Consider the following 15,586-nt stretch of genomic DNA (forward strand, 5'->3'; position numbering starts at 1 on the left):
TCTATGAGTCGACGGAAAAACGCCCGCTCACGGTCATGGCGGTGGATGACAACCCTGCGAACCTCAAATTGATTACAGCCCTGTTATCCGAGCGCGTGGAAACCGTCGTGTCTTACTCTAGCGGTCAACTATCGGTTGAAAAAGCACAAGCACAACACTTTGATATTGTTTTGATGGACATTCAAATGCCGCATATGGACGGTGTTACCGCCTGTAAACTGATTAAAGAAACAAGCCTAAACAGCACGACTCCCGTCATCGCGGTCACCGCTCATGCTATGACAGGGGAGCGTGATAGGTTAATTTCGGAAGGCATGGATGATTATCTCACAAAGCCAATAGATGAGATGGCATTGCAGCAGGTACTCAATAAATGGGTTCCACCACGCACACTCGAACACGACGCTATCCTTGACTTCGTTACCCCTGAGACGACGGAAGCGCATCCGTCATCGTCCTCTAGCGATAACACGCCAGCAACACCGATTAGCGCAGCAAAAAATGTCGTCATAGATTGGTCAGAGGCTTTAAAACAAGCGGCGAATAAAGACGATCTCGCCGTCGATATGCTGCAAATGCTCATCGAATTTATACCAGAAGTACAGCGTCTCTCAGAACGCATACTTGATGAAGGGTTTTCAGACAAAGAAGAGGTGATTCATTTAATCCATAAACTCCATGGCAGTTGCTCATACAGCGGTGTACCAAGGCTTAAATCGATCTGTGCAACCATAGAAAAAGCCCTGCGCTCGGGCGGTGCTATTGAGTCCATTGAACCTGAATTGTTTGAACTGCAAGATGAGATGGAAAAAGTGCTGGAAACCTCAAAGCTCTACCTCAATAAAAGCTAGCACTTAATCCACTAAGGCGCTGTTGCAAATGCAAAATAAAATTCACATTGCAATAATTGGTAGCCCAATAAAATAGAAAAGGCGCGAGGCAGTATTCACTGCGTCGCGCCTTTTTATTTTCAATCAACTTGCTTGGGGAGTCATCCCCCAACAAACGCTAACCAGCGAAATGACTACTGCTCTATTATCACGGTAGCAACGGCATAGCGCCGCTCATCCGAAATCGTCAGGTGGATTGACGTCGCGCCCATTGCGGCGGCGATTTCCGCGGCTTTGTTCGTTAACATCAGTAACGGTTTACCATTTTCATCGTTGGCAATGGTAAAGTCTTGAAAGCTAACACCATGAGCAATGCCCGTACCAAGCGCTTTTGACGCGGCTTCTTTGGCTGCAAAACGCTTAGCAAGAAAGCGGCCTTTTTGTTTCAGCGAACTAAAAGTCACCCACTCCTCTGGAGTTAAGATTCGCTTTGCAAATGCCTCACCAGAGCGAACCAGTGCCTTTTCAATTCGCTCTATTTCTGCGATATCCGTGCCTAAACCCAAAATTGCCATACAAGGTTACACCTAACTATCTTGCGAACTCATTGTGTCAACGCTAGACGAATTAACCGCGTCGCGCTGCTTCCATTATCGCTTTCATATCCGCTACCGCTTTATGAAGACCGTCAAATACGGCTCGACCGATAATAGCGTGGCCAATGTTCAGTTCATAAATTTCTGGTAGCGCTGCGATTGGAGCGACATTGTGGTAAGTCAAACCATGGCCAGCGTTAACCGTAATACCTAAGTCAGAAGCATAACTCGCACCAGCGGCAATCTTCTTTAATTCATCTTGTTGATCTTCTTCTGTTTCGGCATCAGCGTAATGACCCGTGTGAAGCTCAATAAAAGGCGCACCTGCCGCTTTTGATGCATCAATTTGTTCTCTGTCCGCATCAATAAACAACGACACCTTTATGCCCGCCGCTGTCAGTTTTGCCGTCGCCGCTTTAATTTTCTCTAGCTGGCCTTTAACGTCCAAACCACCTTCTGTCGTCAGTTCTTCACGCTTTTCCGGTACAAGACAAACGAACTCAGGTTTAGTTTTAAGCGCAATCTCAACCATTTCATCCGTCACTGCCATCTCTAGGTTCATACGGGTTTGTAGCGTTTCGCTAAGAATACGGACATCACGGTCAAGGATGTGACGGCGGTCTTCACGTAAGTGCACGGTAATACCATCAGCACCAGCACGCTCAGCAATTTCAGCCGCATGCACAGGATCTGGATACTTAGTGCCACGTGCATTACGCAGTGTCGCGATATGGTCAATGTTGATGCCTAAAAGAATAGAACTCATGTATTAATACTCCATCATCAGAGCTGTTTTGGTTTAATACGAAACAACTCTCTGCTTTTTAACGGTTTTGAGCCAAGATACGGCTTTAATGCCATACGTGTAAAGCGTTTTGCCGCTTGTAATTGGGTTTTATTAGTAAAACGTCGTTCACTTATCGCAATCAACTCTTCCCCCACAAATGTGAGGTTGTCTCGGCGAACACTGGCGATGAAACCTTGCTGTTCACGAAAGCGATATGTCATGGTCGGATCGATCGGTTCACCCGTGCCTGAGCAGTGTAAAAAATCGACGCCATACCCCAAAGCCGAAAGCAAAGCGAGTTCAAAACGTCGTAGCGCTCGGTTCGGGATTACTAGTTTGAGCCAACTCTGTTAAAGCTTGAAGATAATCATGAAATAAAGCGGGGAAAGGTATTTCATTAGCAAGAACACGAGCAATAAGTTCATTAACATACATTGCAGAGTAAAGGCAGATACCTGTAAGCGGTAGCCCTAAGCTAATAGGTTCAGCTTGACGCAAGGTTTTTAAGGACCCACCACCAGACCACTTGAGTAACAATGGGGTGAAAGGTTGAAGCGCTCCTTTGAGGTTAGAGCGCTTACTGCGAGCCCCTTTCGACAATAATGACACACGACCATACTCTTCACTGAAGACATCAAGAATTAAACTTGATTCACTGTATGGCCTGCGATGTAAAACGAAACAGCGTTGTAACCCTTCCATACCATCACATCTTGTCAAATTGCCGAAAGTCGCGCGTCTATTATTTGTTTTCTAAGTCGTCGATGTAACCTAATGAACGCAGCGCACGCTCATCATCAGCCCAGCCAGACTTCACTTTGACCCAAGTTTCTAAGTACACTTTACGGCCAAACAACTCTTCCATATCGAGGCGAGCTTCACGACCGATGGTCTTGATTTTATCTCCACCTTTGCCAATCACCATTTTCTTTTGACCAGTACGTTCAACAAGAATAAGGGCGTTAATGTGAAAACCGTCCGTTTCTGGATTGTAATCAAAGCGTTCAACTTCAACGGTCACAGAGTAAGGTAGCTCCTCACCAGTAAAGCGCATCAATTTTTCACGGATAATCTCAGACGCCATAAAACGCTGTGAACGGTCGGTCACATATTCTTCAGGGAAGTGATGCACCGCTTTAGGTAAATAACTACGAACGTGTTTACGAATCACATCGGTGTTTTTACCTTGCTTGGCGGAAATAGGCACCACATCAACAAACTCCATCTTTTCAGAAAGAGCCTGCATGTGCATCATCACGTCATTACGATCTTTAACGTTGTCGACTTTGTTGATGCATAGTACAACTGGGAAATCAGATTTCTTCAGCTTGTTTAGTACCATTTCATCATCAGCAGTCCATTGCGTGCCGTCAACCAGAAACAATACTAGGTTAACATCACTCAGGGAGCTGTTCGCTGCACGGTTCATCAAACGGTTGATCGCGCGCTTCTCTTCAATATGAAGCCCAGGAGTATCCACGTAAATCGCTTGGTAATCCCCTTCGGTCTCTACACCCATGATACGGTGGCGAGTCGTTTGAGGCTTGCGCGAGGTGATCGATATTTTTTGACCCAGGATATGGTTCAATAATGTCGATTTACCTACATTTGGGCGACCAACAATGGCGATAAAACCACAATGTTGGTTTTCTGGATTCGCTACTTCTTCTGCTGGAGAAGAAAAGTACGCATCGATATCAAATTCTTTATCAGACATTGGTCACTTTCTCTAATGCCATCTCGGCAGCCGCTTGTTCTGCCTTGCGGCGGCTAGTACCTAGACCAACAACAGGCTTATCCAAGCCCATCACTTCACATGAAACCGTAAACTCTTGGTTGTGGGCTTCACCTTTTATATTAGTCACAGTATAGACGGGCAGAGGTTTTCTGCGCCCTTGCAAAAACTCTTGAAGACGAGTTTTCGGATCTTTCTGCGATACGCCAGGTTCAATCGCATCAAGGCGGCTTTTATACCAACCCAATACAACCTCACGTACTTTTTCGACATCGCTGTCTAGGTAGATGGCACCAATAATGGCCTCAACTGCATCAGCAAGAATTGAATCACGTCTAAAACCACCGCTCTTCAACTCACCTGGACCTAATTTTAAGTAGTCTCCCAAACCGAACTCGCGCCCTAGTTCTGCAAGAGTGTGACCTCTTACTAACGTGGCACGCATGCGGCTCATGTCCCCTTCATTAATTTTAGGGAAGCGATGATAAAGATCGTCAGCGACGACAAAACTTAAAATTGAATCGCCCAAAAACTCGAGTCGTTCATTATGCGTTCCATTGGCACTACGATGTGTCAGTGCCAATGCCAAGCGCTCGCTATCATTAAATTGATAAGCGAGCTTTTTTCTAATCGTTCAATAGGAGAATTCATGCTCTCTCGTTCAGTTAATTCCACCGATGCGATTCAATCTCACACCAGTTGGGATCCATGCAGGCAAAAAGCTGTCTGCACTACGTTCAAATTCAAAACTAATCCATATTGCTACAGCTTTACCCACTAAGTTGGCTTCTGGTACAAAGCCCCAATAACGGCTATCAGCACTATTATCGCGGTTGTCACCCATCACGAAGTAATGGCCTTCTGGTACCACCCATTCATTAATGCCATTACGTGGTTGATACTGATCAACTCGGTCACGACGCAGTGGGTTAACCAACACTTGGTGTTCAACATCACCCAGTTTTTCATCCATTTGAATCAATGGAATACCGTTTTGTACAAACGGGCTATCGACGACGTTAGATAGCTTAACGGGTTTGCATTCTGACGTGCCCTTAGTCTGAATACAGATGTCTTTACTTGCGCTGTAGCGCACCATATCCCCAGGTAAACCCACTACACGTTTAATATAGTCAATATTAGGCTGAGGCGGGTATTTGAATACAATTGAATCGCCGCGCTCAGGCTTACCCACGTCGACCAATTGTGTACGCCAAACTGGGTCTTTCAATCCATAGGCATATTTTTCCACCAAGATAAAATCACCGACCAATAAGGTTGGCATCATCGAACCCGATGGGATTTGAAAAGGTTCGTAAATAAAAGAACGTAAGACTAATACAAACGCGATAACCGGAAAAATCGACACACTGTTTTCAACAAACCATGATGGCGCGACCGCTTTTTGAGCAACCTCATCATCAATTTGGTTGGCTTGTGCTTGGATATCTGCCAATTTTTGCTGTCGTTTCTTTCTCAGTACGAGTTTATCTAAAACCCAAACTACACCAGTCACCAATGTTACGATAACTAGGATTAGTGAGAACGTATTAGCCATTAAATTCCCTTAATTTCGTATCTTCAAAAATAACGAAAGTGAAAGCCCTTTTCAGAGCTTCCACTTTACTTGTTCTTGCACTTAGCAATGAGCTTAATCTTTGCCTACATGCAGAATGGCAAGGAACGCTTCTTGAGGCAGTTCAACGTTACCGATCTGCTTCATACGCTTCTTACCTTCTTTCTGTTTCTTCAACAGCTTCTTCTTACGACTCACGTCACCACCGTAACATTTTGCAATTACGTTTTTACGCAGTTGTTTTACGGTAGAACGAGCAATGATGTGGTTACCGATTGCTGCTTGAATCGCGATATCAAACATTTGGCGAGGAATAAACTCCTTCATTTTCTCAACAAGCAGACGACCACGGCTTTGCGCTTGATCTTTGTGAGTAATGATAGCCAATGCATCAACCGTATCACCGTTAAGCAATACATCGACACGAACCATGTTTGATGCTTCAAAGCGCTGGAAGTTATAATCCAGTGACGCATAGCCACGAGACGTCGACTTCAGACGATCGAAGAAGTCGAGAACAACCTCTGCCATCGGAATGTCGTAAGTCACGGCGACTTGGTTACCGTGATACACCATGTCAACCTGCATGCCACGCTTTTCGACACACAACGTAATCACGTTACCTAGGTAATCTGAAGGAACCAAGATATTACAACGCGCGATGGGTTCACGCATTTCTTCAATATCGTTAGTCGCGGGTAGCTTAGCCGGGCTATCAACATACAACGTTTTACCGTCCGTTTTTTCTACTTCGTAGACTACCGTCGGTGCCGTTGTAATCAGATCAAGATCGTATTCACGCTCTAGACGTTCTTGGATGATCTCCATGTGAAGCATGCCTAAGAAGCCACAACGGAAACCAAAACCTAATGCTGCTGAGCTTTCTGGCTCATAGAATAGTGATGCGTCATTTAGACTAAGTTTACCTAGTGCATCACGGAAGTTTTCATAATCATCGGATGATACAGGGAAAAGACCCGCATAAACCTGAGGTTTCACCTTTTGAAACCTGGTAGCGCAGTTTCGCTGCCGTGTTTTGCTGTTGTTAGCGTATCACCAACAGGGGCACCAAGGATGTCTTTAATACCACAAACCACCCAGCCTACTTCGCCAGTATTCAGTTCCGTCGTATCGATCTGTTTTGGTGTGAATATACCTAAACGGTCTACCCCCCAAACTTGCCCGGTGCTCATGACTTTAATCTTGTCATTTTTCTTTAGTTTACCGTTTTTAATACGAACCAAAGAAACCACACCTAAGTAGTTATCAAACCAAGAGTCAATGATCAATGCTTGTAGTGGTGCTTCTGGATCGCCTTCTGGTGCAGGAATTGATGCGACGATCTCTTCAAGAACCGCATCCACACCTAACCCCGTTTTTGCAGAACAGCGCACAGCTTCTAATGCATCAATACCAACAATCTCTTCGATTTCTTCAGCAACACGTTCAGGTTCTGCCGCATGCAGTAAATCAATCTTGTTCAGAATTGGCACTACCTCAAGATCCATCTCGATCGCGGTATAGCAGTTCGCTAGTGTCTGAGCTTCTACCCCTTGACCAGCGTCGACAACCAACAGCGCGCCTTCACAAGCGGCAAGGGAACGAGATACTTCATAGGAGAAATCTACGTGTCCTGGGGTATCGATAAAGTTGAGCTGATAGGTTTCCCCATCGTTCGCAGTGTAGTCAAGAGTAACACTCTGAGCTTTGATGGTAATACCGCGCTCGCGCTCAAGGTCCATAGAATCTAGAACTTGAGCTGCCATTTCACGGTCACTTAAGCCGCCACAAACTTGAATGAGACGGTCTGACAACGTGGACTTACCGTGGTCAATGTGGGCGATAATCGAAAAGTTACGAATGTGCTTCATAGATTTGATTTGGCTTAACTCTTAAAATGGGAAGTATAAAACGCCTGTTTCGTCACAGCGTTTCAATTTAGTTGGCAGATTCTACCCAATTTCTATACGGTTCGCACCTTATTTAGACAATGGACTGCCCGAGTATGCGGATCAAGACAACCTCTTGACTCGACGTTTGCTCGACGGGCTGAATGAATTTACGAGCAAGAAGAAAACCAATAAATGAAAACCCAGCCGCCAAAAGAATCACGACACCTTCGCCAGCCTCTAGTAAAGGCGCAAGCCAAAGTTGCCCCAAACCCGCGCCAATAAACAAAAAGAACAACGGAAGTAAGTACACCAAGGCCGCCGATTGAAGCAGACTTTTCTCTGGAAAGCCTATTTCGACCACGTCTCCTGATTGCACTTTTTCGTCCGTGAGCAAATTCCAAATGAGCGCTTTACTGCCCACGGCTTTACTTACGATTCCCGTGCCGCAGCTGCTTTTTGAAGCACATGAGCTGCAACTGGTTTGTTGCTCGCAGCTCAGCTGTATCTGAAGTTGGCGCCCCTGTTTTTCAACAGAGGTCACCGTAGCAAGTGCCGTCATCATGGCGTTGAATTCGCTTCAGGGGCAGGGGTGAGTATTGGTTTTACAGGGTTTAACTTCACCGACTGCGCGACTCTTTGCGCGGTCGCTGGCGGGATGTCCCCCACTACCGATATTTGCCTATCGCCACTCACAACACTGTGTACGGTTCGGCGACCTTGACGAATAAGATCACCTTTTAATGAGTGATTATCGCGTTCAGAAACATAAACCGAAAAACTAAACAACCCATCAGTAAACATTTGGCTTTCAACAATATTTTCTGTTGAAAACATACGATAACGATTAAGATCTTTCGGCTTAAATCCAGCGGGGACCCAACCGACTTGCCAGTAGGTTTCTTCGATATTGCCTTTTGGCAAAGAAAGCACAGCTAACGGCAGTTGCACTTTTTCTAGCGAACTCAACATTTCTGCGATACGGTCATTCACAGAATATGAAATCACTCGAAATTGCTCGAGAATTTCACCATCTCGATCCAATAAGTCCGCACGAAGAGGCAATTTACTCGCCTCATCCACCCACAATACATAAGAGTATCTCAGCCCGTCTTTAGGGACGATACGAAATACTTGCGTTGCCGCGCCCGCTTCTCGAGCTCGTCCCACTCGCACATAATCGTAGAACTCACTCAATTGGGTAATATTACCGTTAAGTAACGGCATTAATGGCGCCACCATTTTCCCTGATTCAATGGTAAAAGGATCAACGCCCGGTTCGATATAGCTCACCTCACTACCGCGGCGGATAACCTCTCGCACGGGCCCACTCAAGTACACCAAATGTGCAAATTGCTGAGTTTCAAAGGTGGCATGCCGATAGAGCAGCGGCTCAATGCTATTTTTCTTAATCAGGATGTAGGACAGTTCATAATTCAACTGCTGACTTGCGTCACTCATTTGATGCAACAAAGCCTCCGCAGAAGGTTCTTCTGCAAAGGCTTTAGCACCAAATAAACTGAACAGCAGTAAAGAACTGGTCAGAAATTTCTTCATTCAATTACCGATTCGGTTTCAACACTCAACGAGCTTTGATGATCACTATTTAATCTTAACTGTAGCTCATAATCTTGCAGCAATGCGTTTACTCGACGACGTTGTTCTTGAACATTAGCCGTATCGCCGTTGGTTTTAGCAACGGAATCTCGAGTTAAGCTGACAGGCTCAGCGCTACCTGCAAAAGGAATCGTCTGCAATACCGGGAGCTGTTCTGCTTCAGGCTGAGTCACATCTTGACCAGAATACTGCTGCACACCCAGTATCACCGCCATAGACACACAAGCGGCCACGGCCACTTGACCAAATTGGCTAAGCCATGCCTAGGCAGCTGACGCTTAGCTTGCGCTGGAGTGGGTTGCGATTCTATCGGCGTCGCAACACCAACCTGATCGGCGCTCACTGAAGCCGGAGCTTGCGAGTGCGTCGGCTCTGCTTCTAGCGCTATCGCGACACTTTCAGCAATATTCCAATCTAAACTTTTTGGCTCATCGCCTCGCATGACGTCACCAATTAAATGGTAATTTTGCCATGCTTCTTTGCTTTCCAAATCATTTTCAAACGCTTCAATAAGCGCCTCATCGATTTGGTCTCCATCCATGAATGCTGAAAGCTTTTGTTTGTCAGCCATTATATTCACCATAAGTTGATACTGGTTTTAGCGTTGAAGAAGAGGCTTAATCTTCTTCTCTACTGCTTCACGAGCACGGAAGATACGCGAGCGTACCGTTCCCACTGGGCAATCCATTACTTCTGCGATTTCTTCATAACTCAACCCATCGAGTTCTCGTAGGGTCATCGCAGTCTTAAGGTCTTCTGGTAATGCTTCAATTGCAGCAAACACTGTCCGCTTCAATTCATTCGACAACGTTAAGTTCTCAGGGTTCGAAATTTCTTTCAACGCATTACCAGATTCATAAAATTCTGCATCTTCTGCATCCACATCTGTTGCGGGCGGTCTTCTGCTTTGCGCAACAATATGGTTTTTAGCTGTATTGACAGCGATGCGATACAACCACGTATAAAAGGCACTTTCACCTCGAAACGTTGGGATCGCTCTATACGCCTTAATAAATGCTTCTTGGGCAATATCTGCGACATCGCCAGAGTTGCTCACGTATCGTGATATGAGATTGCAAACCTTGTTTTGATAACGCAAAACCAACAGGTTAAATGCTTGTTTATCTCCACTTTGAACGCGCTCAATCAGCACCTGATCGGTTGGCTGCTCGTTCATTCGAGCGTTCACTCCTATTCGTTCTTACCCTTACCTTCTCAGATATGAGTATTAATAATGCACATTGTAGTCTTGACACCACCGCTAACATGAGCACTATTGTGACTCTATGAAAAAGAGAAAGTTCAAAACTTTCTGCGTTTTTTTGTGATGAATCATTCACAATGTAATTTGGCGTCGACTACAATGTTGTCAATTTACAAGAATGGATTACTTAGCTCATTAACACAATCGATTTTTCAGCGTGTTATCGCCAATGTAATCCTTGTTGAAAGTGCCCCTCGCCAGCTGTTTTACACAGCTCCCTATCGCGCACTTTTTATCTAAGTAGGGTATCGTTACGCTACTGTAGGTTAGGATTTTAATAGAATTATGAACACAAACCGAGAGCATCTTTGTGATGTTTTAGTCATAGGAAGTGGCGCTGCAGGTCTATCACTCGCACTAAGAGTCGCGGAGCGCGCTAAGGTTATCGTTTTAAGTAAAGGCCCTCGTAGTGAAGGGGCGACTTATTATGCCCAAGGTGGCATTGCAGCCGTTTTTGATGAATCCGATAGCATCGAATCACACGTCAATGACACCAATATTGCTGGTGCAGGGCTGTGCGAAGAAGACACCGTTCAGTTTATTGCAGAGAATGCCAAAGAGTGCGTTCAATGGTTGATCGACGGAGGGGTTCCTTTTGATCAAGTTGAGACGGACAAAGACGAACAACCTCGTTACCACCTCACTCGTGAAGGCGGACATAGCCACCGCCGAATTTTGCATGCAGCCGACGCGACAGGCATGGCCATGCAAACGACACTGCAAGATAACGTGCACAGTCACCCTAACATTGAGATCTTTGAGCGCTACAATGCGCTCGACCTCATCGTGGACGAAAGCAATGGCAATGCGGATAACAATGTCGTTGGGGCATATATCTGGAACCGCAATGAAGAACATGTAGAAACCGTACGTGCAAAATTTGTGGTACTGGCAACAGGTGGGGCGTCAAAGGTATATCAATACACATCCAACCCAGACGTATCATCAGGCGACGGTATCGCCATGGCTTGGCGCGCAGGGTGTCGAGTCGCTAACCTAGAGTTTAACCAATTCCACCCAACTTGCCTGTTCCACCCAGAAGCGCGTAATTTCTTGCTCACTGAAGCTCTTCGTGGTGAAGGCGCTTATCTAAAACGTCCAGATGGCACGCGCTTTATGCCTGACTTTGACGAACGAGAAGAGCTTGCCCCACGTGATGTGGTGGCTCGCGCTATCGACTTTGAAATGAAACGCCTTGGCGCAGACTGCATGTACTTAGACATCAGCCATAAACCTGAAGCGTTCATCATTAAGCACTTCCCTACTATTCATATGCGCTTGCAAGATTTGGGCATCGACATGACCAAAGAGCCTATCCCTATTGTTCCAGCGGCACATTACACGTGCGGTGGAGTGATGGTGAATCAAGCAGGTCGTACCGATATAGAGCAGCTCTATGCCATTGGTGAAGTCAGCTATACTGGCCTGCATGGCGCAAATAGAATGGCATCTAACTCCCTATTAGAATGTGTCGTCTATGCTTGGTCTGCCGCGAAAGATATCTTGACTAAACTTGACAGCGTGTCATTGCCTGGCGAGTTACCTCAATGGGATGAGAGCCAAGTGAGTTGCTCTGACGAAGAAGTCATCATCCAACACAACTGGCATGAGCTGCGGCTATTTATGTGGGATTACATGGGGATTGTTCGTACCGATAAACGCTTAGAGCGTGCGTTGCGTCGAATTCAATTACTGCAACAAGAAACGCATGACTACTACAGTAATTTTAAAGTTTCCAATAACCTACTTGAGTTGAGAAACCTATTGCAAGTAGCTGAATTAATGGTTCGCTGTGCAATGCAACGTAAAGAGAGTCGTGGTCTTCACTACACGCTAGATTATCCCGATATGCTGGAAGTCAGCAAACCGACGATTCTAACGCCAAGTGATCAATCAACAAGCTAGTACTGCCATAGCCCAAATTGGGCGACGAATACTTGATTAACTAGCGCTTTAAAAAAGCGTCCAAAGCAGTCCTTTCAATTACTAGAAATGGACTGCTTTTTTATTGCAACCAATAAATGACGATAAGCTGACTCGCTGCTACTGTCTCGCCACAAAATATACCGCTTACCACTTTGTTCACGAACCCCAATGCACCACTCACTGAAAACGAGAGTAAACGAGGGAGAACACAATGGCACGCCATTGTAGTGCCACTGCTTATCTTTCATCATAAGTACGCCGCTGATAGACGGGTAAATATAACGAGTCCTAACACAAAATCCGACAATATAAACCAAAGCGACCAGTGGTAACGATGTCAGTATCAGCGCAGCCATTAGCAGGACATGACAAATTAGGTTAGCAACGCAAGCATGAAAAGAAAAAGAGGCATGTAGGTAAGCGTGCTCAAGACTACGCTTACCTAATTCGTAAGGATGAGTGGTGATATTTTCTCGAATAACAGACTGAATTATCGAACTTTACTCAGATTATGCGCAACAATTTTGTCCACCATTGACGCATGACCTAAATTCTCACTGCGCCCATGCCCCATGATCCAGGTAAATAGATCAGGATCTTGACACTCTAACAAAGATACGAAGTCATTCTGCTCTTGCCCTGTCAAGGTATCAAAACACTCCTCAAAGAACGGCATAACAACAACATCAAGCTTTCTAGCATGCCTCGGCGGCAAGCCCATTTTATCCGTGCTTTTTGTTCAGTAGAGTACATTGCATTCTCCATCTACTACTTAATTTGAGCTGAGTGTAACAAGCCTGTTTCACACTAACCACTGCTGACATCACACAATCTCTACTTCTATCACAACAAATCGTGCAACAACATTCAGCTGACAAATCCAGCTCAGCGCATTAACATATTCATTATGATATCTAAAGAGACCTCTAATTATGGATTGGCAACCTAGCACTCAGTCATTCAACGATACTTCCTCTGCATCACTGCCTGATTTGGTTTTGGCGTTACTCCCATCTTGGGGAGCGATCGACATGGTCGGTGCAGATAAAAAAGCCTACTTGCAAGGGCAAGTAACATGCGATGTCGTCACCCTTGCCGAAGAAGAATCCACACTCGGTGCACACTGCGACGCCAAAGGAAAAGTGTGGAGTATTTTTCGTCTTTGTCATACTCACAGTGGCTATACCATGATTCAACCCCGTTCAGTTATTACAAAAGAGCAAGCTGAACTTAGCAAGTACGCGGTTTTCTCAAAGGTAGACATCACGATAAGCGACAATAGCATTGCGGGCATTATTGGCGCGCAAAGCCATGCCTTTGTGACGTCTCTCTTCCCAACAAAGGGGGACGTACGAACCACTGAGTCGGCAACCGCTATCAAAATCAGTGATGACCGCTGGATGATCGTGGCACCGAGTGCTTGGCTACAAGCGCACCTTAACGATGACGCCCTCACTTGGAGTGATGAATCACTTTGGACTCGACTTGATATTGAACAGGGGCTGCCAACCTTAACTCCTGAGTTGCAAAACCAACATATTCCACAAGCCTTTAATTTGCAGGCCATCGGTGGCATTAGCTTCAAAAAAGGGTGCTATACGGGACAAGAAACCGTCGCTCGAGCAAAGTATCGCGGCATCAATAAGCGCATGTTAATGACACTGTCTGGTGTCCTTTCAACCAAACTGACAGGAGCTGACAACGTTGTCGTTGAGCGCTCTGTTGGAGAAAACTGGAGAAAAGCAGGAGATACGCTTGCTTTCTATCAATTTTCCGATGGTACAACACTCGTTTCTGCAATCTTACCCAACAATTTGGATGCGGATACTGAGTTTCGAGTGACGTCTTCGCTTGAAGACCGCCTCACGCCGACAGCACTCCCTTACTCGGTTGATGACGAGTAATCATGCTCTCAACGCCCATTACCCGCTACCTACAGCAACGTGAAATCCCATTTCAACTGCTGATGCAAGGTAAAGCAGCTGCTTCGATTCAAGAAGCAGCTCATCTACGCGGTATCAAAGCCGAGATAATGGTCAAAGCTATCGTATTACGAGATATGGGGGGGCAATATGCCTTAGCCTGCTGCTCTGGTAATGAATCTATTGATCCGAAAAAAGTTCGTCATGTACTCACAACTCGCCGCATGACCTGCGCTTCTCGTCAAGAAATTGAGTCCATAACTGGCGCCACTATCGGAACGGTAACCCCACTATTACTGCGCACGTCTATACCTATTCTTTTTGATACGGGTTTAAAACAACATAATATGGTGACGATCAGCAGTGGCAACAGCAACGCTGGACTCTTGTTATCCTTAAACGATTTAGTGCAATGCTGTTCACCTCTATGGGCAGACATCTGCCGATAGAACCAATACCGTGTATGCCTTCCTCTCCTAACCGAGCTTCGCTCCTTTTATACATATAAGCGACGGTTATAAATGCAAACTACTGTAGCCCCTCACGAGCGTACTGCGATACAGATCAAATTCCCACCACAAACAAAGTGAAATATTACTCAATATATACGCATAAATAGTCATGAGGTTTTTTTAGAGTATGCTATGACCAGACATCAACGAGCAACTCCGCTACGTTGCTGTCCACACTAGAGTGATGCTCTGCGTAAGCAGTAACTCCCTTTGTGTAATGCATCTGTGACATTTGGCCCGCTGAGCGGGCTTTTTTTTACTCATACTGACGATTCCCCTCTTCTTGCTGTTGGTTTGTAACACTGTATGTCCGAGTGAAAACTTTTTAGCGTTTCTCTGGTCTATATAAATAACACTCATATTTAGTTGCTAAATACATCGACATAACGTTCCATAAAAAATGCATTTAGATTCATAACAATGTCACATTGGGAAGCTTAAATAGCCCTCGTTTTTCAACATGAATCACTCTCTAATTTTGACATGTTCCACTGTCTAAATGATTTTTTGCGCTACGTATCACGAGATACTTTGTCACTCGTAATGAAATTGATAAACGCAGCACAAAACGATGAATTTACTGAGCTAAATCCTCGTAAACACTGGTTAATCACACATTATATGAAGGGTTTTATCTATAATCCTTCGTGCTAGGTAAACGATAAGGAAGAGTAAATGAGACTGTTTAAGCGCTATACACCAAGTATGATTGCTAAACACATAAGTCGACTATTTAAGGGACGAATTTATATCCATGGATTGGGTGGCTTTGAGTTTGATAACGGTAAACTCATCATTCCTGCGCAAGCTGAAAAACGTCACTTCACCGCGGTAAAAGAAGTCAATCAAGAAGTTAAGAGGCTGAGATGCGCTTACGCTTGATTATCAAAAATGGCTTAATGCGAATACCATACTTCACATAACATTTTGTA

12 protein-coding genes and 6 pseudogenes are annotated in these 15,586 nt (G+C 45.2%); 5 read left to right on the plus strand and 13 right to left on the minus strand.

What is annotated here, in order from left to right; all coding sequences use genetic code 11:
- Positions 1 to 14: 14 nt before the first annotated feature.
- A pseudogene (locus AC0L66_RS15400) lies at positions 15 to 851 on the plus strand (response regulator); the annotation flags it as partial.
- A 173-nt stretch (positions 852 to 1,024) separates the two neighbouring features.
- Here the strand turns inward: AC0L66_RS15400 and acpS are convergent.
- From acpS to rpoE, 11 genes and pseudogenes are all read right to left on the minus strand, one after another.
- Positions 1,025 to 1,405 (minus strand): holo-ACP synthase, encoded by a 381-nt coding sequence (gene acpS, locus AC0L66_RS15405; RefSeq protein ID WP_473567865.1) that lies wholly within the window; start codon positions 1,403 to 1,405, stop codon positions 1,025 to 1,027.
- A 52-nt stretch (positions 1,406 to 1,457) separates the two neighbouring features.
- A complete protein-coding gene (gene pdxJ / locus AC0L66_RS15410) occupies positions 1,458 to 2,192 on the minus strand; it encodes a pyridoxine 5'-phosphate synthase (protein ID WP_265673615.1) in 735 nt (244 codons plus the stop codon).
- Between the two features lie 17 nt (positions 2,193 to 2,209).
- Positions 2,210 to 2,915 (minus strand): annotated as a pseudogene (gene recO, locus AC0L66_RS15415) (DNA repair protein RecO).
- Between the two features lie 40 nt (positions 2,916 to 2,955).
- Complete coding sequence (era, locus tag AC0L66_RS15420) at positions 2,956 to 3,930, minus strand: GTPase Era (protein ID WP_265673613.1); 975 nt, start codon at positions 3,928 to 3,930, stop codon at positions 2,956 to 2,958.
- A pseudogene (rnc, locus tag AC0L66_RS15425) lies at positions 3,923 to 4,599 on the minus strand (ribonuclease III). Before rnc ends, era begins: the two are co-directional and overlap by 8 nt.
- A gap of 10 nt (positions 4,600 to 4,609) precedes the next feature.
- Positions 4,610 to 5,506, minus strand: a complete 897-nt coding sequence (gene lepB / locus AC0L66_RS15430; RefSeq protein ID WP_265673611.1) for a signal peptidase I — start codon at positions 5,504 to 5,506, stop codon at positions 4,610 to 4,612.
- Between the two features lie 93 nt (positions 5,507 to 5,599).
- A pseudogene (gene lepA / locus AC0L66_RS15435) lies at positions 5,600 to 7,395 on the minus strand (translation elongation factor 4).
- Positions 7,396 to 7,507: 112 nt separating this feature from the next.
- Positions 7,508 to 7,978 carry a SoxR reducing system RseC family protein gene (locus AC0L66_RS15440; protein WP_265673609.1) on the minus strand — a complete coding sequence of 157 codons (471 nt, stop codon included), beginning with the start codon at positions 7,976 to 7,978 and terminating at the stop codon, positions 7,508 to 7,510.
- The gene (gene rseB / locus AC0L66_RS15445; RefSeq protein ID WP_473567867.1) at positions 7,975 to 8,970 is read right to left on the minus strand and encodes a sigma-E factor regulatory protein RseB; all 996 of its coding nucleotides are present in this window, start codon (positions 8,968 to 8,970) and stop codon (positions 7,975 to 7,977) included. The genes AC0L66_RS15440 and rseB overlap by 4 nt, the downstream gene beginning before the upstream one ends.
- Positions 8,967 to 9,601, minus strand: a pseudogene (locus tag AC0L66_RS15450) (RseA family anti-sigma factor). Before AC0L66_RS15450 ends, rseB begins: the two are co-directional and overlap by 4 nt.
- A gap of 27 nt (positions 9,602 to 9,628) precedes the next feature.
- Positions 9,629 to 10,207 (minus strand): RNA polymerase sigma factor RpoE, encoded by a 579-nt coding sequence (gene rpoE, locus AC0L66_RS15455; protein WP_250615821.1) that lies wholly within the window; start codon positions 10,205 to 10,207, stop codon positions 9,629 to 9,631.
- A 372-nt stretch (positions 10,208 to 10,579) separates the two neighbouring features.
- On the opposite strand from rpoE, the gene nadB reads away from it, so the two are divergent.
- Positions 10,580 to 12,199: an L-aspartate oxidase gene (gene nadB, locus AC0L66_RS15460; RefSeq protein ID WP_473567869.1), complete on the plus strand. Its 1,620-nt coding sequence runs from the start codon at positions 10,580 to 10,582 to the stop codon at positions 12,197 to 12,199.
- A gap of 74 nt (positions 12,200 to 12,273) precedes the next feature.
- Here the strand turns inward: nadB and AC0L66_RS15465 are convergent, their stop codons facing one another.
- Both AC0L66_RS15465 and AC0L66_RS15470 read right to left on the minus strand, forming a co-directional pair.
- Positions 12,274 to 12,714 (minus strand): protein YgfX, encoded by a 441-nt coding sequence (locus AC0L66_RS15465; RefSeq protein ID WP_473569277.1) that lies wholly within the window; start codon positions 12,712 to 12,714, stop codon positions 12,274 to 12,276.
- Positions 12,711 to 12,973 (minus strand): annotated as a pseudogene (locus tag AC0L66_RS15470) (FAD assembly factor SdhE). The gene AC0L66_RS15465 and the pseudogene AC0L66_RS15470 overlap by 4 nt, the downstream one beginning before the upstream one ends.
- 179 nt (positions 12,974 to 13,152) lie before the next feature.
- Here AC0L66_RS15470 and ygfZ point away from each other — a divergent pair.
- The 3 genes from ygfZ (at position 13,153) to AC0L66_RS15485 (ending at position 15,536) form a co-directional block, all read left to right on the plus strand.
- Entirely contained in the window at positions 13,153 to 14,124 is a 972-nt protein-coding gene (ygfZ, locus tag AC0L66_RS15475) for a tRNA-modifying protein YgfZ (RefSeq protein WP_473567871.1), read from the plus strand.
- Positions 14,125 to 14,126: 2 nt separating this feature from the next.
- The gene (locus AC0L66_RS15480; protein WP_265673603.1) at positions 14,127 to 14,591 is read left to right on the plus strand and encodes an aminoacyl-tRNA deacylase; all 465 of its coding nucleotides are present in this window, start codon (positions 14,127 to 14,129) and stop codon (positions 14,589 to 14,591) included.
- Positions 14,592 to 15,329: 738 nt separating this feature from the next.
- Positions 15,330 to 15,536 carry a DUF1107 domain-containing protein gene (locus tag AC0L66_RS15485; RefSeq protein WP_265673602.1) on the plus strand — a complete coding sequence of 69 codons (207 nt, stop codon included), beginning with the start codon at positions 15,330 to 15,332 and terminating at the stop codon, positions 15,534 to 15,536.
- The last annotated feature ends 50 nt before the right edge of the window (positions 15,537 to 15,586 follow it).

It is taken from the genome of Vibrio sp. GJ43-1 (assembly GCF_055808835.1).